This window comes from Streptomyces rubradiris (assembly GCF_016860525.1).
Classification (GTDB): Bacteria; Actinomycetota; Actinomycetes; order Streptomycetales; family Streptomycetaceae; genus Streptomyces; species Streptomyces rubradiris.
This window is the reverse complement of sequence record NZ_BNEA01000007.1, coordinates 440,034-466,271: the sequence shown is the minus strand read 5'-3', so window position 1 is coordinate 466,271 and position 26,238 is coordinate 440,034. Positions and strand designations below refer to the sequence as shown.

The 26,238-nt window shown below is 74.3% G+C and carries 17 protein-coding genes; 10 read left to right on the top strand and 7 right to left on the bottom strand.

The window, feature by feature from the left end; translation table 11 throughout:
• Positions 1-118: 118 nt before the first annotated feature.
• Positions 119-1,456, bottom strand: coding sequence for an APC family permease (locus Srubr_RS11370; protein ID WP_189991262.1), 1,338 nt, complete (start codon positions 1,454-1,456; stop codon positions 119-121).
• Positions 1,457-1,629: 173 nt separating this feature from the next.
• Between Srubr_RS11370 and Srubr_RS11365 the strand changes: the two genes are divergently transcribed.
• Positions 1,630-2,697: an L-histidine N(alpha)-methyltransferase gene (locus tag Srubr_RS11365; protein ID WP_189991260.1), complete on the top strand. Its 1,068-nt coding sequence runs from the start codon at positions 1,630-1,632 to the stop codon at positions 2,695-2,697.
• 44 nt (positions 2,698-2,741) lie between these two features.
• Positions 2,742-3,278: a GNAT family N-acetyltransferase gene (locus tag Srubr_RS11360; RefSeq protein WP_189991258.1), complete on the top strand. Its 537-nt coding sequence runs from the start codon at positions 2,742-2,744 to the stop codon at positions 3,276-3,278.
• A 386-nt stretch (positions 3,279-3,664) separates the two neighbouring features.
• On the opposite strand, the gene Srubr_RS11355 is transcribed toward Srubr_RS11360, so the two are convergent.
• A complete protein-coding gene (locus Srubr_RS11355) occupies positions 3,665-4,045 on the bottom strand; it encodes an ArsR/SmtB family transcription factor (protein WP_189991256.1) in 381 nt (126 codons plus the stop codon).
• A 135-nt stretch (positions 4,046-4,180) separates the two neighbouring features.
• Between Srubr_RS11355 and Srubr_RS11350 the strand changes: the two genes are divergently transcribed.
• Positions 4,181-6,172 (top strand): heavy metal translocating P-type ATPase, encoded by a 1,992-nt coding sequence (locus tag Srubr_RS11350; protein WP_189991254.1) that lies wholly within the window; start codon positions 4,181-4,183, stop codon positions 6,170-6,172.
• Between the two features lie 3 nt (positions 6,173-6,175).
• Here Srubr_RS11350 and Srubr_RS11345 read toward each other — a convergent pair whose 3' ends face one another.
• From Srubr_RS11345 to Srubr_RS11335, 3 genes are all read right to left on the bottom strand, one after another.
• Entirely contained in the window at positions 6,176-7,366 is a 1,191-nt protein-coding gene (locus tag Srubr_RS11345; protein WP_230426652.1) for a hypothetical protein, read from the bottom strand.
• A 155-nt stretch (positions 7,367-7,521) separates the two neighbouring features.
• Entirely contained in the window at positions 7,522-9,210 is a 1,689-nt protein-coding gene (locus Srubr_RS11340; protein WP_189991249.1) for a tetratricopeptide repeat protein, read from the bottom strand.
• 206 nt (positions 9,211-9,416) lie between these two features.
• A complete protein-coding gene (locus Srubr_RS11335; RefSeq protein WP_189991247.1) occupies positions 9,417-10,328 on the bottom strand; it encodes a LysR family transcriptional regulator in 912 nt (303 codons plus the stop codon).
• Between the two features lie 126 nt (positions 10,329-10,454).
• Here Srubr_RS11335 and Srubr_RS11330 point away from each other — a divergent pair, with 126 nt between their 5' ends.
• The 3 genes from Srubr_RS11330 to Srubr_RS11320 all read left to right on the top strand — a co-directional run bounded on the left by Srubr_RS11330 (position 10,455) and on the right by Srubr_RS11320 (position 14,608).
• Positions 10,455-11,681, top strand: a complete 1,227-nt coding sequence (locus Srubr_RS11330) for an MFS transporter (RefSeq protein ID WP_189991245.1) — start codon at positions 10,455-10,457, stop codon at positions 11,679-11,681.
• 94 nt (positions 11,682-11,775) lie between these two features.
• Positions 11,776-13,335: a sodium:solute symporter gene (locus Srubr_RS11325; protein ID WP_189991837.1), complete on the top strand. Its 1,560-nt coding sequence runs from the start codon at positions 11,776-11,778 to the stop codon at positions 13,333-13,335.
• Positions 13,336-13,438: 103 nt separating this feature from the next.
• Positions 13,439-14,608, top strand: coding sequence for an anhydro-N-acetylmuramic acid kinase (locus tag Srubr_RS11320; RefSeq protein WP_189991242.1), 1,170 nt, complete (start codon positions 13,439-13,441; stop codon positions 14,606-14,608).
• 126 nt (positions 14,609-14,734) lie between these two features.
• Here Srubr_RS11320 and Srubr_RS11315 read toward each other — a convergent pair whose 3' ends face one another.
• Together Srubr_RS11315 and Srubr_RS11310 are read right to left on the bottom strand one after the other, a co-directional pair.
• Complete coding sequence (locus Srubr_RS11315) at positions 14,735-17,011, bottom strand: glycoside hydrolase family 3 N-terminal domain-containing protein (protein WP_189991241.1); 2,277 nt, start codon at positions 17,009-17,011, stop codon at positions 14,735-14,737.
• Positions 17,012-17,169: 158 nt separating this feature from the next.
• Positions 17,170-18,750 carry a hypothetical protein gene (locus Srubr_RS11310; RefSeq protein ID WP_189991238.1) on the bottom strand — a complete coding sequence of 527 codons (1,581 nt, stop codon included), beginning with the start codon at positions 18,748-18,750 and terminating at the stop codon, positions 17,170-17,172.
• A gap of 193 nt (positions 18,751-18,943) precedes the next feature.
• Between Srubr_RS11310 and Srubr_RS11305 the strand changes: the two genes are divergently transcribed.
• From Srubr_RS11305 to Srubr_RS11290, 4 genes are all read left to right on the top strand, one after another.
• Positions 18,944-19,507 carry an AMIN-like domain-containing (lipo)protein gene (locus Srubr_RS11305; protein ID WP_189991236.1) on the top strand — a complete coding sequence of 188 codons (564 nt, stop codon included), beginning with the start codon at positions 18,944-18,946 and terminating at the stop codon, positions 19,505-19,507.
• A gap of 485 nt (positions 19,508-19,992) precedes the next feature.
• Positions 19,993-21,231 carry a cytochrome P450 family protein gene (locus Srubr_RS11300; RefSeq protein WP_189991234.1) on the top strand — a complete coding sequence of 413 codons (1,239 nt, stop codon included), beginning with the start codon at positions 19,993-19,995 and terminating at the stop codon, positions 21,229-21,231.
• A 284-nt stretch (positions 21,232-21,515) separates the two neighbouring features.
• Positions 21,516-22,445 (top strand): bis(hydroxyethyl) terephthalate hydrolase, encoded by a 930-nt coding sequence (gene bdeA / locus Srubr_RS11295; RefSeq protein WP_189991232.1) that lies wholly within the window; start codon positions 21,516-21,518, stop codon positions 22,443-22,445.
• Positions 22,446-22,613: 168 nt separating this feature from the next.
• A complete protein-coding gene (locus Srubr_RS11290; RefSeq protein WP_189991229.1) occupies positions 22,614-26,237 on the top strand; it encodes a LuxR C-terminal-related transcriptional regulator in 3,624 nt (1,207 codons plus the stop codon).
• The last annotated feature ends 1 nt before the right edge of the window (position 26,238 follow it).

Here is a 26,238-nt window from a genome sequence, read left to right as displayed (position 1 = left end):
GGGGGCGGGGCAGGCGGTACGGCCGGTTCCGCGCGGCCCGCAGCGGTTCCCGTCGCGGAAACGGCCCCCCAGTGCGAAGCGGCCACGGCTTCAGTGCCACGCCTTCCAAACTCGCCGCTCAGGACGAGGCGCGCCGGCGGTGCAGGGCGGCGACGATCCCCAGGGCCACGCCGACCGCGATGACGATCAGCCCGCGCGCCCAGACCTCGGCCTCCACCCGCGTGGCCAGCACCACGCACGAGACCGCTCCCAGGACGGGGACGCCGGTGTACGCCCGGAAGTGGGGGTGCGCCGGGCGGTCGCGCCGCTGGACCAGGACGGCGGTGTTGACGAGGAAGAACACCACGAGAAGCAGCAATACCAAGGTGGAGGCGAGGGTCGCCACGTCTCCGGTGAGAGCCAGCAGGAACGCCAGGGCGGTCGTGACCGCGATCGAGGCCCACGGAGTGCGCCGCCGGGGCAGCACACGGGTCAGGAAGCGGGGGAGGAGGCCGTCCCGCGCCATGCCGTAGGCCAGCCGGGAACTCATGATGCCGGTGAGCAGCGCGCCGTTGGCGACGGCGACGAGCGCGATGGCGCTGAACAGCTTCGGCGGCACCCCGCCCGCCTCCTTCACCACTTCGAGCAGCGGACCACTGGAGCGGGCCAGCGTGCCGGTGGGGACGGCGGCCGAGGCGACGACTCCGACGAGGACGTAGACGGCACCCGCCGTCACCAGGGCGCCGAAGAGGGCGCGAGGGTAGGAGTGACGCGGGTCGCGGGTCTCCTCGGCGACGTTGACGGAGGTCTCGAAGCCGACGAAGGAGTAGTACGAGAGCACCGTTCCGCTCAGGACTCCGGCGGCGGCCCCGGTGTCGGCGGTGCCGAGCTGGAGCAGTCGGCCGGGGTCCCCGTCGCCACGCAGGAACAGCCAGGCCCCGAGGCCGACGACGAGGAGGAGGCCGCCGACCTCGACGACCGTCGCCGCCACGTTGGCGCGGGTGGACTCGCTGATGCCACGGGCGTTCAGCAGTGCCAGGCAGCACAGGAAGACCGCGGCCACCAGCACCACGGGCAGGCTGACGAAGGCGGTCAGATAGTCGCCGGCGAAACCCCGCGCCAGCGCGGCGACGGACACGATACCCGCGGCGAGCATGCAGTACCCGGCGAGGAAGCCGGCGAACGGCCCGTACGCGAGGGTGGCGTAATGCGAGGCACCGCCGGCCCGGGGGTATTTCGTGGCGAGTTCCGCGTACGAGGCGGCGGTCAGAAGCGACAGCAGCAGGGCGAGGAGCAGCGGCAACCACACGGCACCGCCCGACTCCGCGGCGATCTGGCCGACGAGGACGTAGACGCCGGCGCCCAGCACGTCGCCGAGGATGAAGAAGTACAGCAGGGGGGTGGTCAGCGCCTTCTTGAGCGTGGAGGCCCCGTCGTGAGGCGCGCCGTCGGTCGTCTGTGCGGGGGGAGTAGTCACCACCGCCGCCTACCCCCTGTGGCCCGGGTGATAGACGGAACGGAAGTGACGTGCGCTGGATGGCCCATCACCATGGCCGCCCGCATGGACGGCATGATCTCCCTGATGTACTTTCTGTCAGTATTTGTCCTGCTGGCACCCTTCGGCGACGACTCGCCGGCGAGGAGAACGGTATGACCGAGTCACGCGTGGCGGCGCCGGTCACGGACGTCGCGCTGCCATGGGCGGCCGACGGCCTGTCCGGCACCCCGGAGGAGGGACTCCGGGCCGGGCTCGCCGCTCCCGCTCCGGTCCGGCACCGCCGGATTCCGTCGCTCTTCGGCTACGACGAGACCGGTTCGCGGCTCTTCGAGGAGATCACGGGGCTGCCCGAGTACTACCCGCCGCGGGCCGAGCGGCGGCTGCTGACCGAGCACGGCGAAGAGCTGGTCGGCCTGGTGAGGCCGGCCGAACTGGTGGACCTCGGGGCGGGCAGTGCCCACAAGTCCGAGATCCTGCTCGCGGCGATGGACGGACACGGCCTGTTGCGCGCGTACACGGGCGTGGACGTCAGCCTGGAGCCGATGCGGCAAGCCGCCGTCCGCATCCGGCGGCGGTGGCCCAGAGCCCGGGTCACCGCCGTGCACGGCGACTTCCTGGCTGCCCTGGCGTGGCTGAGCCGGGCGGAGCGGGTCGCGCACGGCACCGCGACCGGGGGCGACGGCAACGGCTCGGGCGGCCGCCTGTTGGCCTTGCTCGGCAACACCCTCGGCAACCTGTCCGAACCCGAGCAGACGCGGTTCCTGCGTGCCGTGCGTGCCGGCTGCGCCCCGGACGACCACCTGCTGGTCTGCGTGGACCTGAACGAACCCGTGGAAGTGGTGCGGCGCGCCTACGCGGCCGGATACACCGGGCCGCGTCCCGTGCGCCGGATGTTCGCCCTGAACACCCTCCTCCACCTCAACCGCCGCTACGGCGCGGACTTCGACACCGACGCCTTCGAGCCGGAGCTCACCTACGACGTGGCGCGGCGCGAGGTGCGCGGCGGCCTGCGCAGCCTGCGGCGGCAGCGGGTGACGCTGCCCCGGCTGGGACTCGCGGTGGACTTCGACGCGGGCGAACTCCTCCTCCACGACGTGATCCGCAAGTTCACGGTGGACGACCTCGTGCGCGCGGTCGGCGAGCACGGAATGAGCTGCCGACGGCACTGGGTCGAGGAGGAGTTCGGCTACGGGGCCTTCCTTTTCCGGCCAACCCGCTGACGGTCCGTCCGCCGGGGGAGCGGGCGTGCGATAACTTGCCCGCCATGACCGAGCTCGGACCCGTCGCCTGGCCACCCGCTCCGATCGGCACCGAGCGGCTCGTGCTCCGTGAGTCCGCGGCCCGGGACCGTGGGGCGTTCATCGAGTTGTTCGCCTCGCCGGAGGTGGGCACCTACATCGGTGGCCCCCGGCCGCGCGCCGAACTCCAGCGCGCGGTGCCGGAGGTGCCCGGGCGGCGCCCCGGTCTCTTCGTGGTCGATCTCGACGGCGCGATGATCGGGATGGTCACGCTCGACCGGCGCGACACCGGGCGACCGGGGCAGGAACGTCCGGGAAACGGACAGGTCGAACTCGGCTACCTGTTGCTGCCGGAAGCGTGGGGACACGGGTACGGAGCCGAGGCGTGCGCGGCGGTCCTCGACTGGTTCGCCGGCGCGCTGCCTGGCGAGCCGGTGGTGCTGCGCACCCAGACCGCCAACGACCGCGCGCTGCGCCTCGCGATGAAGCTCGGTTTCACCGAGGTGGAGCGGTTCGAGGAGTACGGCGCGGAGCAGTGGTTCGGCGTCTGGTCCTCCTCGTAAGACACGCGAAGCCAGGGCCGGCCGGTACGACCATCACCCCCGCGAACAATGGCCGGCCGGCCGCAGTCGTAAGGGTGATGCCGTGGCCGTCCACCAGCCGAATCCCGGGAGGGAGACGGTCCCGGACGCGGTGTCGATGTCGCCGACGACCCGGCGGTGACCCATCGCCGTACCCAGGTCGCGGCCCGCGCGCCGGCTGTGCGCCGCACCCTTGGCCACCGGCCCCAGCCCCCGCCCCCGTACCACGGAGCGTGCCGGACCCACGCCCGGCAGCCCGGCCCGCCGTCCGGGCGCTGACCGCGCTGGACACCCGGATGTGCGCCCTGCGGCGGCTGTTCGCACCACCGCCCGCCGGCTGACGGGCGGGGGCGGTCCCGGGCGTTCCTTCAGCGAGCCGTGGCGACCGCCGTCGGTGGGGTGTCGCGGAGGCCGAGGCGGAGGTGTTCGACGTGGTAGAGGGCCTGTTCGAGGAGTTCGGCCACATGGTTGTCGTAGAGCGCGTAGATGACCGAGCGGCCCCGGCGTTCCCCGGCGACCAGGCCGAGGTTGCGCAGCAGGCGTAGCTGGTGGGAGCAGGCGGACTGCTCCATGCCGACGGCCTCGGCCAGCTCGGTCGCCGCGCACGGCCCTTCCTGGAGGCGGGCCAGGATTCGCAGCCGGGAGGGCGTCGCCAGGGCCTGGAGGGTGGCGGCCACATCGGCGGCGCCCACGGTCTCCAGGCGCTGGCGCGCGGTGGCGGTGGTCTTGGCGTCAACTCCGTGGCCCATGCCCCCATCCTACGGAGAGATCCCGGGCCGGACGCGAACACATGAATAGGTCTTCATCTGATCCTGTACGGTGGGGGAGCGGCACCGCCCCGCGCTGCCCGCTGCTCCGTCATGCCTTCGTGAAGGACACCCCCGATGACCTCCGCACTCGCCCCGGCCCCGGCCGACCGCGCGGCACCCCCGCGCGGCGGGGACCCCTCCCGCCGCCGTACCCCCTTCCTGTCCCTGCCCGAGGCCCGCTGGGCGGCCACGGCCACCGTCTGCTTCCTGCTCGCGCTGCCCCTGCACCTGACCGGCGCCCCGGCCTGGACCTGGGGCCCGCTGTACGCGCTCACCTACGCGGCCGGCGGCTGGGAGCCCGGCTGGGCGGGCCTTCGTGCCCTGCGGGACAAGAGCCTCGACGTCGACCTGCTGATGGTCGTGGCCGCGCTCGGCGCGGCGGCGATCGGGCAGGTCATGGACGGCGCGCTGCTGATCGTCATCTTCACCACCTCCGGTGCGCTGGAGGCCCTGGCCACCGCCCGCACCGCCGACTCCGTACGCGGCCTGCTCGACCTCGCGCCCGCCACGGCCACCCGCCTGGGCCCCGGTGAGACGGAGGAGAGCGTCGCCGTCGCGGACCTGGCCGTCGGCGACATCGTCCTCGTACGGCCCGGCGAACGCGTCGGCGCCGACGGCCGGGTGCTCCACGGGCGCAGCGACGTCGACCAGGCCACCATCACCGGCGAGCCGCTCCCGGTGACCAAGGAGCGGGGCGACGAGGTCTTCGCCGGAACCCTCAACGGCACCGGCGCCCTGCGCGTCCGGGTCGAGCGGGACGCGTCCGACTCCGTCATCGCCCGCATCGTGCGCATGGTCGAGGAGGCGTCCGGGACCAAGGCGCCGACGCAGCTGTTCATCGAGAAGGTCGAACAGCGCTACTCGCTCGGCATGGTGGCGGCCACCCTCGCGGTGTTCCTCGCCCCCCTCGCCCTCGGCGACGACCTCACCGGCGCGCTGCTGCGGGCCATGACCTTCATGATCGTCGCCTCGCCCTGCGCGGTGGTACTGGCCACCATGCCGCCGCTGCTGTCGGCCATCGCCAACGCCGGACGGCACGGGGTCCTCGTCAAGTCGGCCGTGGTGATGGAGCGGCTGGGGCAGGTGGACGCGGTGGCGTTCGACAAGACCGGCACCCTCACCGAGGGCACCCCGCGCGTCACCGACGTACGGCCGCTGACCGGCTCCGGCGTCGACGCGGACGGACTGCTGCGCCTCGCGGCGGCCGCCGAGCGCCCGAGCGAGCATCCGCTGGCGCGGGCCGTCGTGGCCGCGGCGCGCGAGCGGGGGACGGCCCTGCCGGCGGCGGACGGCTTCGCCGCCACCCCCGGGGTCGGCGTGACCGCCGTCGTGGACGGGCGGACGGTCGCGGTCGGCGCACCGGCCCGGTTGCCGGCCGCGGGCACCGGGACGCGGGCCGCCCAGGCGGCGGCCGTCGCCGCCGAGCTGGAGGCGGACGGCCGGACGGCCGTGCTGGTCACCGTGGACGGCGGCCCGGCGGGCCTGCTCGGCATCGCCGACCGGCTCCGCCCCGACGCGGCCCGCACCGTCGGCGCCCTGACCACGCTCACCGGTACCGCGCCCGCGCTGCTGACCGGCGACAACCCGCGCGCCGCCGCCCGCCTGGCCGCCGAGGTCGGCATCGAGGAGGTCCGGGCCGGGCTGCTGCCCGAGGACAAGGTGCGCGCGGTCAGGGAGTTGGAGGCCGCCGGCCGCAAGGTGATGGTGGTCGGCGACGGCGTCAACGACGCGCCCGCGCTGGCCGCCGCGCACACCGGCGTCGCCATGGGCCGGGCGGGCTCCGACCTGGCGCTGGAGACCGCCGACGCGATCGTGGTCCGCGACGAGCTCGCGACCGTGCCCGCCGTGGTCTCACTGTCCCGCCGGGCCCGCGCCCTGGTCGTGCAGAACCTCGTCGTCGCCGGTGTCTTCATCGCCGGACTGGTGGTCTGGGACCTGGCCGGCGACCTGCCGTTGCCGCTCGGCGTCGCCGGTCACGAGGGGTCCACCGTCCTGGTCGGCCTCAACGGACTGCGGCTGCTGCGCGAGTCCGCCTGGCGGCGGGCCCGTACGGACGCGCCGGGCTGACCTTCACCGGTCGCCGGAGTCCGCCGCCTGTGGGAACGTCACCTGGGTGCAGCCCCTGCGCTCGGTGATGTCGTCGACGTACGCCCGGAACAGGGCCGACACCGTCCGGGAACCGAGCGCGTCGTCATACTCGTAGCTGGTGCCGAGCGTGTGCAGGGCGGGCTTGCCCCCGCACACGGAGGAGGCCCACCAGACGTTGTTCGTCTGCCCGGCCGTCCCCTGCTTGATGACGACGGCCTCCTCCCCGTCGAGGGTCTCGTACCCCGTCGCGCGGGCCTCGCTGCCGGTGTAGGTGACGGTGCGCAGCCACCAGGGCGACTTCTCCGCGTAGTCGGCGTAGTCGCGCTTGTCCTCGGGCAGGCTGCCGGCGGTGCGGCGCACCTGGCCGGGGCTGACCGCCAGCAGGCAGCCCTCCAGCGGATGCGTGTCCCGGACCGGTACCGACAGGGCCCGGTCGGGCAGCGGACCGCGGTCCGAGTGCCGGAGGTACCCGGCGAACCAGGCGCAGGAACCGCCGGCCGACCGGGCGGGACGCAGGACGGTCGGCACGGGCGCCGGCTCCCCGTCGGGCAGGGCCGGCAGCCTGGCGCGGCAGCCGATCCGCTGGGTGAGGATCTCGGCGGCCGAGCGGGCGATGCGGGCCAGCCGCGCCCGGTCCGCCTTGGAGACGTCGCCGTCGTAGCCGGCGGCCGTGATGTGCAGCAGCGGGGGAGCGGCCGGGCCGCTGCCGGGTCCGCACTCGGCCCGGACGGTGGTGTACCGGTTGCCGTACCAGCCCAGGGCGCCGTCGCCCAGCGGCCGGGGCTCGGGGCGCCGGTCGGCGACGGCGGTGAGGTCCGTCTTGAAGGTGCGGCCGTCGGGGCCGAGCAGGGCGAAGGGCTCCGGGGTGGGGCCGATCCTGTTCAACGGCTCCGCCTTGTCGCTGTTCTGCACCGTGAGCGAGAACAGCATCGTGGTCCTGCCCGCCTCGGACGCCTGGTAGACAGTGCAGAAACTCCGCGGCTTGCGCGTGTCGATCCGGTCGCCGTCGGGCTCCGCCCGGCCCGTGCCGCCGTGCAGGTCCATCACCGCCGCCCCGGACACCAGCCCGTCGCACGCCTCGGCGATGGCGCGTTCGCTCGCGGAACGGTCCCGTACGTCCTCGACCGTCAGCCAGCCCGCGTACAGGCTCAGCCCGATCCCGCCCCATGCCACGCACCGCCACAGTCCGACCCACCCCGCGCGCACCGCACACCTTCCCCTCGCACCCGTCCGGCACGGCCGCCGGCCCGTGGGGCACCGAGCGTAGACGTCCGGTCACGGCCGGCTCGACGCGGCCCCCGGACGGCACCGGCCGCCGGGCCCGGTGCTCAGCCGGCGCAGCAGTCCTGCCGGGGCGCGAAGAGCGCGGCGGTCTCGCGCCGGCAGTAGCAGGACGCCTCGACCGGTACGTCCGCCAGCGCGGCGGCGAGCTTCAGCTGCCGGGCCACGATCCGGGCCTCTCCTTCCTTGCCGAGCCGGACGAGGCACTCGTGCAGGCCGTGCAGCGCCCAGACGTTGTTCGGGTGCTGGAGCGGGCGCGGCACCGTGTCGTCCAGCCCGAGGTCGGCGCGGTAGACGGCCTCGGCCTGTGCGACCCGGTCCTGTTCGAGCAGCAGCGCGCCGTACGCGTGCCGGGCCGGCTGCATCCAGCCCCACGGCTCGTCGTACGCCAGGCCGTCGCTCAGCTCGATCGACCGGCGCAGCGCCGCGAACGCCGTGTCGTACCGGCCCTTGCGGTACTCCAGTTCCCCGTCGAGCATGTACGCGGCGATCGCCAGGATGTCCGTACAGGTGTTGTTGAACAGCGTGCGGGTCTCGGGGACCCGGGCGGCCGCCTCGCGGAACAGCTCGCGTTCCGTGTCGGCCTCGCCGGTGCGGCCCAGCGCGGAGAGCGCGACCCCGCGCGCGTAGCGCAGCATGGCCGTGGTCACGCAGTACAGGCGCGCGTCGGCGGGCAGCGGCAGGCGCAGGATGTCGTCCCAGCGGCCGAAGCGGACGAGCACGTGCACCCGCATCGCCAGGAAGCCCTCCAGCCAGTCCGCCATCGGCGGGCTCTCCACCCGCAACAGCTTCTCGGGCACCGCCGCTTCGAGCCGCTCCGCCGTCTCGACGGCGTCCTGGAAACGGCCGAGGAACATCGCGCCGTAGATCTTGAAGTGAAGGTTGTGGCAGCGGTACAGGGTGTAGAAGTTCAGCTCCCCGGAGCGGGCGAGGAACTTCTCGTCGGCCGCGATCGCCGCCGTGTTGTCGGACACGACCCGGCGGTAGTCGCCGCAGAGCACCTCCAGGTGGGACGGCATGTGCTGGAGATGGCCCGCGTCCGGCATCAGGTCCCGCAGCCGGTCGCCCGCGGGCAGCGCGGCCTCGGGGGTGGGGGACATCTCCATCAGGTGGATGTACAGGTGCAGCAGGCCCGGGTGCCGGGACCCCGCCTCGGTGGCGAGCGCCCGCTCCAGCACCGCCCCGGCCTCAGTGGTGCGCGAACCCGGTGCCGGCTTGCCCGTGCGGATGTCCCACAGCTGCCAGGGCGTCAGGCTCATCAGGGCGTCGGCGTACAGGGCGGCCACGTCGGGGTCGTCGGGCGCCAGCCGGTGCACGGCCCCCATGCTGTCGGCGTAGGCGGCGTTCCACACCGGGCCCTCCTCGGCGTCCGGGGTCCGGGCACGTGGGTAACGGGCTCCCAGCGCCTCGATGAGGGCCTGCTCGACCGGTGTGGCTCCGGCCGCCTTCGCGTGCGCGCGCCGGACGGCCGCGTGCGCGCGTTCCACCGTGCGGCCCAGATCCTGTTCGTCGAAGGCGTCCCAGGGCTTGTTGTAGTTGGGGCCGAGCGCGTAGGCCAGGCCCCAGTCGGCCATCGCGCACCCGGGATCGGCAGCGCCGGCGGCCTCGAAACAGCGCACCGCCTCCTCGTGGTTGAAGGCGTACGTCCAGTTCAGCCCGCGGTCGAACCAGGTCTGCGCCTCGGCGGACGAGGTCGTCACGGGCCGGCCGTGACTGCCGAGGTCGTAGTACTGCATAGGGGCTCCCTCAGGGCTGACGGTCGGCTGCTCCGGACACTGCCCCGTCCGCCCCAGGGAAAACAGGCGAAATCGCCTCCATGGCGATTCAGTTGACGTTGCGTCAACATGTCCGGTCAACCATCACCCGGACGGACGCCGTCGCCTGTCCTGCCGCTCAGCCCGGCCCCCATCCGGTCGGCCGCTCCGCACGTCGGTACGGCCGCTCAGCCGTCGCCTGGGCGGCCGCACGCCAGCACGGCCTCGCGCAGCCAGCGGTGCGCCGGGTCGTCCGCCCGCCGGGTGTGCCACGCCTGCTGATAGGCGAAGCGGGGGAGGTCCAGCGGTGGGGTGAACCTCCGCAGCGTCCGGTGCCGGCGCAGCGGGCCGACGGCCCGGCCGGCCACGGTCAGGACCAGATCGGTGCCCGCGAGCAGGTCCACGGCCGCGCTCCAGTGCGGCAGGGTCACGGCGAGGCGCCGGCGCAGCCCGCGCGCCGCGAGCGCCGTCTCGATCTCGTCGTGCGCGTCGGGCCGCATGGCCAGCATGATGTGCGGCCGCTCCAGCCACTCGGCCAGCGACAGGCCCCCCTTCTCCGGCAGTACGGCCTTGTCCGCGAGGCTGACGAACTCCTCCTGGAACAGGTCCTGGACCTGGATGTCCTCGGGCGGGTGCGGGAACACCCCGAGCGCCAGGTCCACTTCACCGTCCGTGAGCTGGGCCGCCATCGTCTCCCGGCTCGCCTGGCTGATCGCCAGGTCCAGGCCCGGCGCCCGCTCGCGGATGTGCCGCACCAGCGGCGGCAGCACGATCCGTGAGGCGTAGTCAGACAGGCAGAGCCTGAAACGCCCGCGGGTGCGCGACGGGTCGAAGTCCGGTGCGCTCAGCAGCCCGTTCAGGCGCGTCAGCGCCTCCTCCAGAGGCCGCACCAGCGCCTGCGCACGGGCCGTCAGGACCATACGGCCGCCGTGCCGCACCAGCAGGGGATCACCGAACCGTGTACGGAGCTGGGCCAGGGCGTGGCTGACGGCCGGCTGGCTCTTGTTCAGCCGCAGGGCGGCCCGTGTGACGTGCTTCTCGACCAGCAGCGCGTGCAGCGTCAGGAGCTGGTTGAGGTCGATACGACGCAGCTCATCCATGCGGCGAATACTACGAATGCACACAAAGCATTTCCATTGACGAGCGTGATGGCACAAGGTCGAAGCGTCGCCCCGCGGGCCCCTCCGGGGCGGCGGCCCACCGCACCCTCACCCTCCGGAACAGCCATGCCCACCTCTTCCGGGGCGGCCCACACGCGCGCCTCCTCCGCCGTGTCCCCGCCCGCCCGTCAAGTACCCGCCCTCTGGCTGGTGTTGCTCGCCTCCCCGGTGGCCGCCGCCGGCAACGCCGCCGTGCTGATCCTCGGTGATCTCGGCCGCTCCCTCGGGACCCCCGCGGCCACCGCCTCCTGGCTGGTCACCGCGTACGCGCTGGCCCTGGCGGTCGCGACACCGCTGTTCGCGACGCTGCTGCGGCGGCGCGGCATCCGGCCCGTGCTGTGGCTCGCCGCCGCCTGCGTCGCCGCCGGCACCGCGCTGCTGGCCCTGTCCCCGTGGCTGCCGCTCCTCCTGACCGGACGCGCCGTGCAGGCAGCGGGCGGAGCGGGCATGACGGCCATCGCCATGAACCTGGCCGGCACTGCCCGCCGCATGGGCGCGATCAGCGCGGGCACCGGGATCCTCGGCGCCGTGGGACCGCTGCTCGGCGAGCGCCTCACCGAGACGGTCTCCTGGCGCGCGGCGCTGTCCCTCCTGGCGGTCACCCTCCTGGCCGTCCCCGCGGTCGGCCGCCGCACCGCACCGGCACCGCCGCCCTCCGGGGACCGCTTCGACGCCCGGGGCGCGCTGCTGCTGGCCGTGCTGTCCGGCGGGCTGGTGCTGCTGCCGTCCCGCCCGCTGCCCGCCCTGGCCGTGGCCGCCGTCGCCGCCGCGCTGCTGGTGCCGCACATACGGCGCCGCCCGGACGGCTACGTCCCCGCCGCCGCGCTGCGCTCCGGCCCCTTCCGCGGCTCGGTCCTGATCGCCCTGACCCTGTCCGGGTCCTACTTCACGCTGCTGTTCGCGGTGCCCCAGTCGCTCGCCGACCGGGCGGACCGGCCGGCGACCTCCGTGGCCCTGGGCCAGATGGCCGCCATGATCACCGGCTCCCTGCTCACCCTCGGCTTCGCGGCCGTCTCCACGCGGCTGCGCCCCCGCACGGTACGGGTGATCCTGCTCGCGGCCGGGACGCTCGCCGCCGCCGCGGCCGTCCTCGCCCACGGCGCGGTCGTGCCGCTCGCGGCCATCGGCCTGGCCGTCTTCGCGGCCACCGCCGCCAACGCCACCCAGTCCGTGGTCGCCGCCTCCGCCGTCCCCGACCGCCAACGCCCCGCCGCCATCGGCCTGTTCCAGCTCGCCTATCTCCTCGGCGGCGCCCTCGGCCCGGCCCTCGCCACCACGCTCGTGCTGCGCTGAATCGCGGACCTGCCGGGTTGTTGACGAGGGGAACCGCTGAAACTACTTTTCATCGCATGAATGCGTTTGCGAAGGAAACTTTCCTTCCGTGAGTGTGCGTCAGCTCGACCTGCTGGTGGTCGTCGTCTACCTCGTGGCCATCGCCGTGATCGGACTGCGCCTGGCCGGACGGCAGAAGACGGCGAAGGACTACTTCGTCGGTGAGGGCCACATGCCCTGGTGGACCGTCTCCTTCTCCGTCGTGGCCACCGAGACCAGCGTGCTCACCGTCATCAGCCTGCCGGGCGGCGCCTACACCGGACAGGGCTTCGGCAACGTCGAACTGGCCCTCGGCTACGTCATCGGGCGCGTCGTCGTGGCGACCGTACTCATCCCCCTGTACAAGCGGGGCGGTTTCGTCAGCGCCTACCAGTACCTGGGCAGCCGGTTCGGGCTCAAGGTGCAGGGGCTCGCCTCGGTGACGTTCGTCTTCACCCGGCTGCTCGCCGAGGGCGTCCGGCTGTTCGCCTCCGCCATCCCGATCAAGCTGCTGCTGGACGAGTTCGGCGTGCACGCCGGCTACCGCGTCATCATCCTCGTGCTCACGGCGATCACCGTCGTCTACACCTACCTCGGCGGCATCCGGGCGGTCATCTGGACCGACGCCATCCAGATGGGCCTGTACCTGGGCGGTGCCCTGCTCGCCATCGGCGTGCTCGCCGCCCAGGTCGGCGGGGACGGCGTCCAGCGCGCCCTGGACGCGGGCCGGTTCCGGCTCTTCGACACCGACTTCACCCTGGCGCACGTCCTCACCAGCCCGTTCGCCCTGCCCACCGCGATCATCGGCGGCGCCATCTTCGCGATGGCCAGCCACGGCTCGGACCAGCTGATCGTCCAGCGCGTCCTGGCCACCCGCTCACTGCGCGACGGCCAGAAGGCCATGATCGCCTCCGGTGTCTTCGTCACGCTCCAATTCGCCGCGTTCTCCCTCGTCGGCGCGCTGCTGTGGTCCCACAACCAGGGCAAGACCTTCCAGGAGCTGGGGTTGAGCAGCTCCGACAACCTCTACCCGGACTTCATCCTGCACGGACTGCCCGTGGTGGTCTCCGGCCTGCTCGTGGCCGGCATCCTCGGCGCGGCCATGGGCTCGCTGTCCTCCGCGCTGAACTCCATGTCGAACTCGACCGTCGCCGACATCATCCACAGCTTCTTCCGGAGCGTGCCCACCGAGGAGTTCCTGCTCCGCCTCGCCCGGCTGATGACCCTGGTGTGGGCGGTGCTGATGGCCCTGTTCGCCTGCGCCTTCAGCACCAGCACCGGCAACGTCTACCTCACCGGCCTGACCATCGCCGGATACACCTACGGCGCGCTCCTCGGCGCGTTCCTCCTCGGCCGGCTCGTCCGGCGGGCGAACGAGACCGACGCCGTGATCGCGTTCCTGGTCACGATCGGCGTCATGACGTACATCGTGCGGGGCGTCAAGATCGACGTCAGCGCGGGCGGCGGCACCGTACCCACCGCGATCGCCGCGCAGTGGCTCGTCCCCCTAGGAGTGGCCGTCACCCTGGCCGTGGGCGGGCTGACCAGCCTGTTCCACCGGGCACCGACGAGCGCCCCGGCACCGCTGGACGAGGGCGGCCCCGAGCGCACGGCGGCCACCGTCGCCCCCGAGTGACCCGGCGGGCGGCCAGCCCGGCGACCGGTATCCGCGACAGCCCCGGAGGGACCATGCACCAGCCGCAGCCGACCCCGCCCGACCCCGGTCGTAAGGAGGCGCCGTGCGTGTGATCGGCCTGATGTCCGGCACCTCGTACGACGCCATCGAGGCCGCCGCGGCGGACCTCGCGCTGGACGGTGACGCCCTGCTCCTGCGGCCCCTCGGACACCTCTCCGTCCCCTACCCGGACGGACTGCGGGACGACATCGCCGCCGCCCTGCCCCCCGCCCACACCACCACGCGGGCCGTCTGCGCCCTGGACACCGGCATCGGCCAGGCATTCGCCGGTGCCGCCGGCCGGGCCCTGCGCGACCTGTGCGCCGGCACCGCCGACCTCGTGGTCTCGCACGGCCAGACCATGCACCACTGGGTCGAGGACGGCACGGTCCGCGGCACCCTCCAGCTCGGCCGGCCCGCCTGGATCGCCGAGGCGACCGGCCTGCCCGTCGTCTCCGACCTGCGCAGCCGGGACGTCGCCGCCGGCGGTCAGGGCGCGCCCCTGGTCGCCCTGACCGACGCCCTGCTGCTGTCCGGACTGCCCGGCACCCCCGCCGCGCTCAACCTCGGCGGCATCGCCAACATCACCGTCCTCGCCCCCGGCGCCGAGCCGCTCGCCTTCGACACCGGCCCCGCCAACGCCCTGCTGGACGCGGCCGTGCGCCACTTCACCGACGGCGCCGCCGCCTACGACGAGGACGGCCGCCGGGCCGGTGCCGGACAGGTCAGCCCGGAACTGCTGCGTGTCCTGCTGGCCGACCCCTACTACCGCAGACCCGCCCCGAAGACCACCGGCAAGGAACACTTCCATTTGCCCTATCTGCGGCGCGCCCTCGACACCGTGCCCGTGCCGTCCACCGCCGACGTCCTGGCCACCCTGACCCGGCTGACCGCCGTCACCGTGGCGGACGCCTGCCGCGCCCACGGCGTCACCCGGCTCGTCGTCTCCGGCGGCGGCACCCGCAACCCGGTGCTGATGCGCATGCTCGCCGAGGAACTGCCGGGCGTGCCGCTCGGACCCAGCGACGACCTGGGCCTGTCGTCGGCCGCCAAGGAGGCCCTGGCCTTCGCCGTCCTGGGGTTCCTCACCGCCCACGGCCTGCCCGGAGCCCTGCCCTCGGGCACCGGGGCCCGCCACGCCACCGTCCTCGGCAGCATCACGCCCGGCCGGACACCGCTGCGCCTGCCCGAACCCGCGGCACGGCCGCCGCGCCTGCTGCGGATCCTGCGCTGACCCGGCCGACCCCGGGCGGGCTGGGAGCCCCGCCCGCCCGGGGTCGGTGCCACCCGGGCGGGCGGGGACGAGGGGACCGCGCCGGGCGGGGCTCCCGGCCGGGCGCCGGGGCCCGCCGGCCGGTGGTCAGGTGCCGGCGCAGTGCGGGGACGGTGTGCCCGCGGTGCCGGTCGCGGTGAAACCGAACGTGGCCCTGGCGCCGGGGGAGAGGACGCCGTTGAAGGCGGCGTTGCGGACGGTCGCCCGGCCCTGGGCCGTGGACAGGGTGCCGTTCCACAGGCTGGTCACGGTGGCCCCGGCCAGGTCCCAGTCCACCGACCAGCCCGTCAGCGCCCCGGAGCCGGTGTTCTCCACGGTGACCTCGGCCTGATATCCGCCCTGCCAGGAGGAGACGGTGCGGAAGGCCGCCGTGCACGTGTCCGGGGAGGGAGTCGGGGTCGGGGTTGGGGTCGGCGTGGGTGTCGGAGTCGGGGTCGGCGTGGGGGTCGGGCTCGGTTCGGGGGCGTCGTCGTAGGTCAGCCCGTACCCGTACGGGAACAGCGGGGTCTTGCCGTCGCCGTCGTTCACGGGCTGCTGTGAGGCGGTGCGCATCCAGCTCATCGGCAGCTTGCCGGTGGGGGCGTGGTCGCCGAACAGGACGTCCGAGACGCCCGCGCCCTCGGTACCGGGCAACCAGGCGGCCAACAGCGCCTTCCAGTCAGGCAGCTGAGCGGCGATGTCGAGCGGCCGGCCGGAGACCAGCACCACGACGACCGGCACCCCGCTCGCCTTCAGCCGGGCGAGGGTCCCCAGGTCCTCCTGATCCAGTCCCAAGCCGTTCGGGCGGTCGCCCCGGCCCTCGGCGTACGGGGTCTCGCCGACGACGGCGACGGCGGCGGTGTAAGTGGAGTCGATGCCGTTGCCGTACCGGTCGTAGGTGACGCGTGCGGGGTCTGTGACGGCGGCGCGGATGCCCTGGAGCACGGTGGTGCCGTCGGTGACGGGACCGCTGCGTCCCTGCCAGCCCACGGTCCAGCCGCCGCTCTGGTTGCCGATGTCGTCGGCGGACTTGCCGGCGACGAACAGCCTGGCCGACTTCGCCAGCGGCAGTACCCCGCCGTCGTTCTTCAGCAGCACCTGGGACTCCCGCACCGCCTGCCGGGCCAGCGACCGGTGCGCCGCCGAGCCGACCGTGCCGGTGAACGACCGGTCGGTCAGCGGGCGTTCGAACAGGCCCAGCTGGAACTTCTTCGTCAGGATGCGGCGGTTGGCGTCGTCGATGCGGGCCTGTGCGATCCGGCCCGCGGTCACCTCGCCGCGCAGCAGGGCGAGGAACTTCTTGTAGTCGTGCGGGACCATCACCATGTCGACGCCGGCGTTGACGGCCGTGGTGATCTCGGCGCCGGTGAAACCGCTCTGCCCGTCGAGCTGGTCGACCGCGGCCCAGTCGGACACCACGAACCCGGTGAACCCCAGCTCGCCCTTGAGCACATCGGTGACCAGGTACTTGTGGGCGTGCGAGCGGACGCCGTTCCACCTGCTGTACGACAGCATCACCGAGCCGACCCCGCGACGGATCGCCTCCTTGAACGGCGGCAGATGGACAGCCCGCAACTCCGCCTCGGACAGCTCGGTGTCGCCCTGGTCGACGCCCGCGGTGGTGCCGCCGTCACCGAGGTAGTGCTTGGCGGTGGCCAGCACGGACGCCGGGGCCGCGCCCAGGGTGTCGCCCTGCAAGCCGGTGACGAACGTCGTCATGGCGGACGGCAGTTCGGGGCTCTCGCCGTACGACTCGTAGGTGCGGCCCCACCGGTCGTCGCGGGCGACGCACAGGCACGGGGCGAAGTCCCAGTCGATGCCGGTGCCCGAGACCTCCTCGGCGACCGCGCGTCCGATCCGCTGGACGAGGGCGGGGTCACGCGTGGCGCCGAGTCCGATGTTGTGCGGGTAGAGCGTGGCCCCGCGCACCGCGTTGTGGCCGTGCACGGCGTCGATCCCGTAGATCATGGGGATGCCGAGCGGTGTGGTCAGCGCGGTGCGCTGGAGCGAGTCGTAGGTGTCCGCCCAGGTCCGGGCGTTGTTGGGGCTGACCGTGGAGTCGCCCCCGGACAGCACGGACCCGATCCGGTACGCGGCGAGGTCGGACTGCGGGAGGAGGGAGTCCTTCTCGATCTGTGTCATCTGGCCGAGCTTGTCGTCCAGCGTCATCCGGGACAGCAGGTCGTTCACCCGGTCCGGAACGGGCAGCGTGGCGTCCTGGTAGGGGAGCCCGGCGGCCGGCGCGGCGGTGGCCCGTTCCGGGACGGCCGTGGCGGGCCCGGAGAGGACCAGGCCCGCCACGCACAGGGCCACGGCCGCCGCCACCCGGCGGCGGGCGGACGGAAAGCGCCTGGCGGCGCCGTTGTGGTGCGGTGACAGTCGCATGCGGGTCCTCTCCGGGGAGGCGGGAGGGGCGGCGAGCCAGGAAATGGGAGCGCTCCCATAGCTGGTCTGCTGGGACTGTAGAGACAGGCACGCGCCCCTGACAAGACGATCTGCCGAAGAACTTGCCGAGGAGACGGTCGCGGCGGCGGGCCGGAGGTTCAGCCGTCGTCGCGTACGGCGGCCAGGCCGTTGAACACCCCGATGTAGGCGGTGCCGTCCGGACCCACCGTGATCGGCGCCCAGTTGTTGTCGTACCCGATGCCGGTGCCCACGAGACGCTTCCAACGGGTCTGCCCGGTACGGAAGTCGACGGCGGTCAGGTACCAGGCGTCCACGCCGAGGCTGTGGGAATCCTTGGTGTAGAGGTAGATCAGCCCGTTGCCGGCGGACAGTTTGGGCACGACGGACGGCGACCGCTCACCGCTCTCCCACACGGTCTCGCAGCCGCTGCCGTCCGGGCGGACGTCGATCCGGGTGACCCCGCCGACGACGCTGCGCCCGAAGGTGAGGGAAGAGACGTTCTCATAGCCGTAGTTGTTCTCGACCACCAGGCTGTCGCCCCAGCTGATCAGAGAGTTGTCGGTCGTGGACGCACCGGGGGCGAAGACGGGGACCTCGCACACCAGCCGCCGGCCGGCGGGCACGTCCGCGCCGCGCCGGTAGACCAGGACGTGCATCCGGTCGTCGGCGTTGTCCGTGATCGCCACGTACCGGCCGCCGTCGCCGAAGATGTCCGGCGTGGTGCCCGAACCCTGGTTCACCGAGCCGGGCTTGGTGCCGGTGCCCCGGTCGTAGGTCTGCCGCCACACCATGGCTGGGGTGCCGTCCGCCGCCGCGGTGAACTCGTACAGCGCGTGGTCGGAGACGATGGACACGCCGTCGGCGGCGACGGAGAAGGAGTTCTGGATCTCCTCACCGTCCAGCCGGACGGAACGGACGGTCCCGGTGGCGGGGTCGACGGTGCCGACCCGGCCCTGCCGGGTGACCCACCAGATCCGGCCCTGCCAGTCCGGCATGACGGAGGTGACCGGGTCACAGCTTCCGTCGGGGAACGGATCGGCCCAGGTCGCGCAGTCGTGGGGCACCCGCTCGCCCAGGTCCCAGTCGTCGGTGACGGTGAACTCCCAGCCGCCGTCAGCCCGTTGCCGGTGGGCGAGCCGGATGATGTGCTGCCGGGAGTCCGCGAGCACCAGCCGGTCCTCGTTGTCCAGGTACGCATAGGCCCCGCCCGAGGTGTCCTTGAAGATCCGGGAGAAGTCGAGCCGGGTGATCGCCTCCACGGTGGACGGGCGTTGGGGCAGCTCGTACTCGGCCAGCGTGGCCAGGGAGCGCGGGTCGAGCAGCTTGACCAGGAAACCTGTGAACGTTCCGCACACGGTGACGATCCGCCCCGCCCGGTCGAAGGTCACGGTGGCGCACTCCCCGCCCAGCAGCGCCATCCGCTCGCTGTCGGCCCGCGGGTGGGCACCGAGCGGGCCGGACCAGGGGGAGGTCGCGCTGCCCCAGCCGTCCGCGTGCATCCCGGACCGGCCGTTCGGCGCGAGGTAGGGATGCTGGGGCGGCCGGGTCTCGGGCAGTGGCCGCGCGGCCGCCGGGGCACCGGCGTAGGAGTCGACCAGGCGGTGCCCGGGCGCCCTGGGGATCGGGTCGGCCGCCGCGGGATGAGGTGCGGCGACGGCGGTGCCTGCGGCCAGGGCCAATGCGAAGGCCAGGGCCCGGCCGGGCGTCCTGCGGGACATGGGGCTCCTCGGAATGGGTGCGTCGGGTGGTCGCGCCGCCGCGACCATAGGAGCGGGCCCCCGAGGAGTCCAGGGGAAGATGACGGTTGTTCATGACCCCGCAACACGGGTACCGGCAGCGGTGGGCAACCCTCCAGCGGACCCATGTGTCTCACTCCGTAATGGCGTGACAAACGATCAAGGGGGCAACATCATGCGACGAACAGCGGCGGCGGCAGCGGCGCTCGTTCTGGCGGGAACCGCGCTGGGGATGGTGACGGCCGCCGCGGGCACCGCGACGGCGGCCACCACCGGCGCCACGGCCTGTCCGACCGGCTGGGGCAGCGGCGACAAGGGCGGCGTCGCGGCGGGCGCCGTGCCGCTGAAGAACATCAGGGCCGGCCGGCACGACTGCTTCGACCGCCTGGTCTTCGACGTGCCCGGCGGCGGCGCCCTCGGCTACTCGGTGGGTTACGTCGACCAGCTCCACCAGCTCGCCAGCGGGGAGTACATCCCGGTCGGCGGCGGCGCCGTGCTCGACGTCCGGGTGGGCGCGCCCGCCTACGACCCGGCGACCGGCGCGGCCGCGTACCCGGGGCGGGCCGGCCAGCCCCTTCCGGGCGTGGACGTCAGCGGGTACAGCACCTTCAGGGACGCCCGGTTCTCGGCCAGTTTCGAGGGAGAGACGCAGATCGGCCTCGGCGTCCGCGCCCGGCTGCCGTTCCGGGTGATCCAGCTGCCCGACCAGCTCGTGGTGGACGTGGCGCACTCCTGGTGAGGTGCCGCACCTTCACTGCCATGGCGGGCTTGCGGTGACGTGGCGCGCTCCCGGTGCCGCGGTGCGCGCCCGGTGACGTGCCGCGCGCCTGGCGGGGCGGCGGACGAGAGCGGACGGACGACTGGCCCCCGCGCGGCCCGCCGCCCGGGACGGGCGGGCCGAGCGCCTCGCGGCGCCGGCGCGGGGTAGCCGGAACCTACCCTTCCGGCGGTCGGAAGGGAAGCCCCGCGACGGCCCTTCGGCAGTTCCCGGACAGCCCTCCGGCAGTTCCCCGACGGCTCTTCGGCAGTTCCCCGACGGTCCTTCGGCAGTTCCCCCACGGCTCTTCGGCAGCTCCCCGACAGTCCTCCGGCGGCTCCCGGCCGCGTGACGGCGTGTTCCGGACGGCGGGCGGGGAACGGCCGTTGCCGTGACGCTCATATCGGGTATGTCTCCCTGGCGTCGCCAAAGCGGCATGTGCGGTCGACCTCGGCCCGGGAGGCACGATGAGTCAGCAGCCTGTCCTTCTTCCCTACTCCGATCCGGCCTTCCTGGCGGACCCCTTCCCGCTCTACCGGCGGCTGCGCGAGGAGGGCCCGGTCCGGCGCGCGGTGATCGCCGGCGGCCTGGACGCCTGGCTGATCACCCGCTACGAGGACGCACTCGCCGCCCTCTCCGACCCCAGGCTGAGCAGCGATGTCCGCGACGCCTCGGACCCTCGCCTCATCGCACAACTGCCCGAGTTCGAGCGCGAGTCGATGATGAGCAGCATGCTGCGCGCCGACCCGCCGGACCACACCCGGCTGCGCCGCCTGGTCTCGAAGGCGTTCACCGCGCGCCGGGTCGCCGGGCTGAGCCCCCGCGTCCAGGAGATCACCGACCGGCTGCTCGACGCGGTGGTGCCGGCCGGCCGGGCCGACCTCGTGGCGGACTTCGCGCTGCCGTTGCCGGTCACCGTCATCGGCGAACTGCTCGGCGTGCCCGGGGACGACCGGCAGGACTTCCAGCGGTGGACCGACGCCATGCTCGTACGCGACGAGACCATGCCCGACCCGGCTGTCGTCAACGAGGCGTGGCAACGGATGCACGCCTATCTGACCAAGCACCTGGAGACCAAGCGCACCCGGCCCGGGGACGACCTCCTCAGCGCGCTGATCAGCGCCCACGACGAGGAACAGCGGCTCAGCCAGGACGAGCTGATCGCCATGACCTTCCTGCTGCTGGTGGCCGGGTACGTCACGACGGTCAACCTGATCAGCGGGGGCATCGCCGCGCTGCTCGCCCACCCCGGGCAGCTGTCGTCGCTGCGGGAGCGCCCGGAGCTGCTGCCCGACGCCGTCGAGGAATTCCTGCGCTACGACGGACCGGTCAACCCGGGGATCGTCCGGTTCGCCCGTGAGGACGTCGAAATCGCGGGCGTGACCGTTCCCCGCGGGGCCACCGTGGTGATCGCGTCCGCGATCGCCGACCGCGACCCGGCCCGGTTCACCGACCCCGACAGGCTGGACATCACCCGCGGTGACAGCGGCCACCTGGCCTTCGGGCACGGCATCCACTACTGCCTGGGCGCACCGCTCGCCCGGCTGGAGGGCCGGATCGCCATCGGCACGGTGCTGCGCCGCCTCCCGGACCTGGCCCTGGCGGTGCCACCGGCCGAGCTGACCTGGCGCCCCGGCGGCCTGCGCGGCCCGGCACGGCTTCCGGTCACGTTCACGCCCGGCGGGCGGCGGCCCGGGGAGAGCTGACCTGTCGCAGGTCTCGTACGCCTCGTGGGCAAGTCCGGTGTGCAGGGAGCCGGTGGCTCCGGTGGGCCGGAGGCACGGCCTCCGGCACCGCACCCACCCCGCGCCGGGACACGGCTCCGGCGGCGGATTCCCGCACAAGACCGGTGACATTGCCGGTCCGGTCGTGCCGCGCGGCGCCGACAGTGGCACTGCTCACCCCACTGGCGGAGCCCGTCGGCCGGAGCGCTCACGCGTGCCATCCGGGCCGGACGGGCGGCTCGCCACGACAGAGAGGACGACTCGTCGTGCAGCACCCGCGCACCAGCGCCACGGCACCGGCCCCCCGCACACGCCCCACCCGTCGCGCCGGACGGCTGGCGACCCTCGCCGCGGCGGTCACCGCCGTCGTCGGCCTGACCACGCTCGGCGGACCGGCGGCCCACGGTGCCGACAACCCCTACGAGCGCGGCCCGGCGCCCACCGAATCCAGCATCGAGGCGCTCCGCGGCCCCTACGCCGTAGCGGAGACCAGCGTCTCCCGGCTCGCCGTCTCCGGCTTCGGCGGGGGCACCATCTACTACCCGACCAGCACCGCCGACGGCACCTTCGGCGCGGTGGCCGTCTCACCCGGCTACACCGGCACCCAGTCCTCCATCGCCTGGCTCGGCCCCCGGCTGGCCTCCCAGGGGTTCGTGGTCTTCACCATCGACACCCTGACCACGCTGGACCAGCCCGACTCCCGGGGCAACCAGCTGCTCGCGGCGCTCGACTACCTCACCGGCAGCAGCTCCGTACGGAACCGCATCGACTCCAGCCGTCTGGGCGTCATGGGCCACTCGATGGGCGGCGGCGGCAGCCTGGAGGCGGCCAAGACCCGCCCCTCCCTCCAGGCGGCGATCCCGCTGACCCCGTGGAACCTCGACAAGACCTGGTCCGAGATCAAGACCCCCACCCTGATCTTCGGCGCCGACGGTGACACCATCGCCCCCGTCGCCACCCACTCCGAGCCCTTCTACGCCACCCTCCCCAGCTCCCTCGACCGTGCGTACCTGGAGCTGAACGCGGCTACCCACTTCACGCCCAACACCTCGAACACGACGATCGCGAAGTACAGCGTCTCGTGGCTGAAGCGGTTCATCGACAACGACACCCGCTACGAGCAGTTCCTCTGCCCGCTGCCCCGGCCGAGCCTGACCATCGAGGAGTACCGGGGCAACTGCCCGCACACCTCCTGACCGGTCCTCCGGACCCCGGCGGCGACCGTTGCTCGTGGCGGTCGCCGCCGGCGTCGTGCCGGGCCGCCGCCGGCGTCCCGCGACCCGGACACGGCGCCGCCGCAACGGATCGCAGGGGGCCGGACGTATGCCTTCCGCGCGTCCTTACGCGTCAGTAAGGTTTCGGGAATGAGCGGAGAGACGACTCTGGGGCCCGGTGCGGCGCGGCACCGGGCGGATCCGGTCGCGACGCTGGGGGAGCGGCTGCGCGAGGGCGGCGCGTACGTCGTGACCGGTGAGCCCGGCAGCGGTCGCTCGACCGTCCTCGCCCGGATCGCCCGCGCGTTCGACGCCGGGCCCGCCGTGGTCGTACCCGCCCGTCCCGAGCCGTTCCGGCAGCCCCTGGCCGGGCTGCGGGCGCTGTGCCGGGCGGCCGGGGTGCCCGACGCCGACGCGGCGGGCCCGGTGCCGGACCTGGCCGGTGCGCTGCGGGCGACCGCGGCGTCCGGGACGGTCCTGCTCTGTGTCGACGACGCCGACCGGTGGGACACCGTTTCCCGGACCGCCCTCGGCCGGCTGGCCGCGCTGCTGGCCCCCGGCGGCGGGGTCGCCCTGGTGCTCACCGTGGCCGGATTCCGGCCCGTGGACCCGGAGTTCGCCGGCCTGCCGCTGCTCCGCCTCGCCCCGCTGTCCGCGCCGGAGGCCGCCGCCCTGCTGGACGAGGCCGCGCCGGGCGCGCTCGACCCCCGGGTACGCGAGGAGATCACGGCCGCCGCCGAAGGCAACCCCGGCCTGCTGCTCGGGGTGGTGCACCGCCTGACTGCGGCCCAGCTCGGCGGCATCGCTCCGCTGCCGTGTCCCCTCGTCGCGGCCGAGACCCTCGCCGCGCTGGCGGGCCGCCACCTCACCGGACTGCCGCCGGCCCAGCGGGACCTGCTGCTGGTGAGCGCGGCGGCCGTTCAGGTCTCCGGGGAGCCGACCGCCGATGCCGACCTCGTACGACGCGCGGCGGCCCGGCTCGCCGCCGCCGGGCCGTGCGCCGATCCCTTCGCACGCGCGCTCGCGCACGCACCGGCGCATCCACGCGCCGAGCACGGCTCCCTGCCAGGCGGAGGTCTCCCGCGCCAGCCGGGGCCATGCCCTGACCCCGACCCCCTGTCGGAGCCGGCTGCCGGGGATGAGTCCGTGCCGGGTGGCGGTCCCGGTTCCCTCCCGGAGACGTGCACCCATGACGGCCCCATCCCCGGTCACGGCCCCGTTCCGCCTCCCGATCCGCACGGCACCGGCGACGACCGGCTCCCGCCGGGCGGCATCGCGCTGCCGGAGACGCTGTACGCGGCCGAGGGGCGGGTCGGTTTCCGCAGTACGGTGCTGTGCCGGGCGGTCTACGCCGGCGCGTCGGCCGAGCGGCGCCGTGCGGCCCACGAAGCGCTGGCCCGTACGCTGCCCGACGCACGCGGCCTGCCGGCGCTGCTGCACCGCTCCTGGGCCGTCGCGGCCCCGGCCCCGGCGCTGGCCGCCGCCCTCGCGTCCCTCGCCGCGGACCCGGCGCCGGCCGCCACACCGGCGCAGCGCTGTACGGCCTACACCCGGGCCGCCGAACTCGCCCCGGACGGCGTCGAACACGTCCGGTGGTACACGGCCGCCGCCGAACAAGCCCTGCTCGCCGGTCAGTCGGCCCGGGCGCTGCGACTGCTCGACACGGCCCGCTGCCGACCGGCGCCCGCACCGGTGCGCGCGCGTGCCGAACTGCTGCGTGGCACCGCGCTGCGCTGGGACGGTCCGGTCGACGACGCCCGCGAAACCCTGCTGCTCGCGGCGGCCCTGTCCGCTCCGCACGATCCCGAGCGGTCCGCCGAAGCCGCCCTGGCCGCCGCGGACGCCGCCTGGTCGGCCGGCGACGTCGCCGCGTGCCTGCGCGCCCTGACGCAGGGCCGTTGGTGGACCGGCATCCACCGCGCGGGGAAGGTCCCCGGCGCCGCTCTCACGAGCCGGTCACTCCCCGGGACCCCGCCCCCGTCCGCAGACCGGGCCGCGGCCGAACGGGTGCCAGGCGCAGGGGGAGGGTCCGGGGTCGCCCCCGTGGGCCACGCACGGCCCGTGTCCGCCGGACGGCCGGGGGACGAGCGGGGTCTTGACGTGGCGGAGGCCTCCGGCCCGGTGGGTGAGATGCCGTCGGATTCTGCCGGTCGGCCTGGTGATGAGCGGGGCTTTGGCAGGGCGGAGGCGCCCGGCCCGGTGGGCCAGGCGCCGCCCGTGTCTGCCGCTTGGCCCGGGGATGAGCGAGGTCTCGGCACGGCGGGGGCCCTCGGCCCGGTGGGTCAGGTGCCGCCGCTGTCCGCCGTTCCACCTGGGGATGAACGGGGCCTTGGCACGGCGGGAGCCCCCGGTCCGCTGGGACAAGTACCGCCCATGCCTGCTGAACGGGGCCCTGCCGTACCGGAGGCCCCCGGTCCCGGCCTCCTGGGGCAGGCGCCGTCCGTGAGCACGTCCCCGGCCGCCGGTGCGCTCCCGGCCGGGCGGGGCTTCGGTGCCGTGGCAACCCTGCGGGACCACCGTGCGGGCATGCGCGCGGTCCTGCAAGGGCGCTTCGACCTGGCCGCGGCCCCCCTGCGGCGGGTCGTGGAGCGCGCGTGGACGGCGGACGACCCGGAGGAACTGCTGAGGGCGGCCTCGGCGGCCCTGCTGCTCGGCGACACCGCCGCCGCCCGCCGGTCCGGCGCCCGGGCGCTCGCGGTGGCCCGTACCCACGGGTCCGCCCTGCACGAGACACGCGCCCTGGAGTACCTGGCCTACGGCGAACTCCGCGCCGGACGGCACGCGCTGGCCCGGGCGCACGCCGAGGAGGGGCTGCGCAGCTCCTACCGCGCCGGGCTGCGCAACACGGCCGCCCACCACCACGCCGTACTCGCCCTGGCCGCCTCCATCGCCGGTGAGGCGCACACCGTCGCCGAGCACGCGACCGCCGCCATGACCACCGCCCGCCGGCACGGGCTGGCCCAGGCCGCCGCGCTGGCCCAGTGGGCGCTGGCCCGCGCCGACCTGGGGCACGGCCGGCCCCGCGAGGCCGCCGAACGGCTCGCACCCCTGGTGCGGCCCGGCTCGGGCCGCGGCCACTTCGCCGTCTGGATGCTCGCCGTACCGTGCTACGTGGAGGCGTGCGCGCTCGCCCGGCAGCCGGAGGGCGCCGGGGACGCGGTCGAGGACTTCGCGCTCTGGGCGGCGTGCGACGCCGACCCGCAGGCCCCCGCCCAGCTCCTGCGCTGCCGCGCCCTGCTGGCACCGCCCGAGGCCACCGACGCGCTGTATCGGCAGGCGCTGCGGCGGCACGGGGAGGGCGCCGGGGACTTCGAACGCGCCCGCACCGAACTGCTCTACGGCAAGTGGCTGCGCCGGCGCCGGCGGTTGCGCGAGGCACGCGCCCATCTGCGGGCCGCGCTGCTCGGCTTCGAACGCTGCGGCGCCGGCCCGTGGGCCCAGCAGGCGGCGGCGGAACTCCGGGCGAACGGGGTGACCGGAGTGACCGGGGTGACCGGCTCCGCCGGTGTGCCCGGCGCGGACGGACCGGCGGCGGGCGTGCCGGGGGAAGCGGTCCGACCGGACGGGCTGGCGCGGCTGACCCCGCAGCAGCTGCGCATCGCCCGGCGCGTCGCACAGGGACTCACCAACCGGGAGGTGGCCCTCAGCCTCTCCGTCAGCACCCGCACCGTCGACTACCACCTGCGCAACGTCTTCGCCGCCCTCGGCGTCCGCTCCCGGATGGAGCTGGCCCGTCTGGTGGCGCAGGCCGGGCAGACCGTGGCACAGCCCTGAG

Excerpts from the sequence above, each read along its gene's own strand:
- Srubr_RS11355 (WP_189991256.1), bottom strand. The coding sequence starts at position 4,045 with ATGGGCCACGGAGTTGACGCCAAGACCACCGCCACCGCGCGCCAGCGC.
- Srubr_RS11315 (WP_189991241.1), bottom strand. The coding sequence starts at position 17,011 with ATGCGACTGTCACCGCACCACAACGGCGCCGCCAGGCGCTTTCCGTCC.
- Srubr_RS11305 (WP_189991236.1), top strand. The coding sequence starts at position 18,944 with ATGCGACGAACAGCGGCGGCGGCAGCGGCGCTCGTTCTGGCGGGAACC.
- Srubr_RS11310 (WP_189991238.1), bottom strand. The coding sequence starts at position 18,750 with ATGTCCCGCAGGACGCCCGGCCGGGCCCTGGCCTTCGCATTGGCCCTG.
- Srubr_RS11365 (WP_189991260.1), top strand. The coding sequence starts at position 1,630 with ATGACCGAGTCACGCGTGGCGGCGCCGGTCACGGACGTCGCGCTGCCA.
- Srubr_RS11360 (WP_189991258.1), top strand. The coding sequence starts at position 2,742 with ATGACCGAGCTCGGACCCGTCGCCTGGCCACCCGCTCCGATCGGCACC.
- Srubr_RS11350 (WP_189991254.1), top strand. The coding sequence starts at position 4,181 with ATGACCTCCGCACTCGCCCCGGCCCCGGCCGACCGCGCGGCACCCCCG.
- Srubr_RS11300 (WP_189991234.1), top strand. The coding sequence starts at position 19,993 with ATGAGTCAGCAGCCTGTCCTTCTTCCCTACTCCGATCCGGCCTTCCTG.
- Srubr_RS11290 (WP_189991229.1), top strand. The coding sequence starts at position 22,614 with ATGAGCGGAGAGACGACTCTGGGGCCCGGTGCGGCGCGGCACCGGGCG.
- Srubr_RS11330 (WP_189991245.1), top strand. The coding sequence starts at position 10,455 with ATGCCCACCTCTTCCGGGGCGGCCCACACGCGCGCCTCCTCCGCCGTG.
- Srubr_RS11340 (WP_189991249.1), bottom strand. The coding sequence starts at position 9,210 with ATGCAGTACTACGACCTCGGCAGTCACGGCCGGCCCGTGACGACCTCG.
- Srubr_RS11335 (WP_189991247.1), bottom strand. The coding sequence starts at position 10,328 with ATGGATGAGCTGCGTCGTATCGACCTCAACCAGCTCCTGACGCTGCAC.